The 1,006-nt window shown below is 46.8% G+C and carries 1 protein-coding gene; it reads right to left on the bottom strand.

Features of this window, described 5'->3' with window-relative positions; genetic code table 11:
* The coding region (locus R8N28_RS27345) for an efflux RND transporter permease subunit (RefSeq protein ID WP_318183933.1) at positions 1 to 1,006 on the bottom strand (1,006 nt) is incomplete at both ends.

The following is a 1,006-nucleotide window of genomic DNA, read 5'->3' as shown; positions in this document are numbered from 1 at the left end:
ACCAAAAAAACGTTGGTTAAATCGGTCACGCCAGCCACCTGGTTTAACTGGCTTAAAATGGGTATGCGCCAAGTGCGCTGGTAGGATCAACTTTGATTCAATCAAACTGAAGATCAAACACAGAATCACGACACCAGCAATGCCGTAAAAGAAAGCGCTATCAATACCACTCGAAAGCAAGAATGGTGCGAATACAGCAATCGTTGTCAGAACACCAAATGTCGCAGGCGTAGCAACACGTTTGACACCGCGTACCACGTTCTCGACACCGCCGCCCTTTTCTTCGATTTCACTGTACGCACTTTCTCCCATGACGATGGCGTCATCCACCACAATTCCGAGCACCATGATGAAAGCGAACAGCGAGACGATGTTCACTGTAATACCCAAAGCTGGCATCATCATCACCGCACCAAGGAAACACACTGGTAAGCCGATCATTACCCACATCGCCAAACGGAAACGTAGGAAAATCGTCAACATGATCGCGACAAGTACCGCGCCTTGCAGCAAGTTTTTCAGCATCATGTCGAGACGACCATTTAGGTAATACGTCATGTCGACCAGAATTTTTAGCTGAACATCACTCGGCAAAGTTTTGTTTTTGGCTTCGATGTAGTTACGAACTGACTGAGCAACCGGAATGATGTTTTGATCGCGCGTCGCTTCGACTGACATGTAGATAGCATTTTGACCTGAATACTCGAAGTAGCGCTCTTCTTCGGTAAAGCCATCTTTGATGGTGGCAATGTCTTGCAACAATACCTTGGCACCATTGGCACCTAGCTTAACGGGAATATTTCTAAACTCATCTCCACGGTAATATTGGTTCTCGATTCGAACCGCAATCATCCCAGAGTTTGTTTTGACTTCGCCTGCCGAGAAGTTCGCAGAGTATCGACGAATGGCATTGCTTACGTCATTCAACGTTAGGTCATACTTACGCAGCACGAGGGGATCGACTTCAATCGCAATCTCTTCCTCTGGCGCACTTAAATACACCAAC

It is taken from the genome of Vibrio sp. Vb1554, assembly GCF_033344235.1.
Note: the sequence above shows the minus strand (reverse complement) of the source record. Positions and strands in the feature narration are given on the sequence as shown.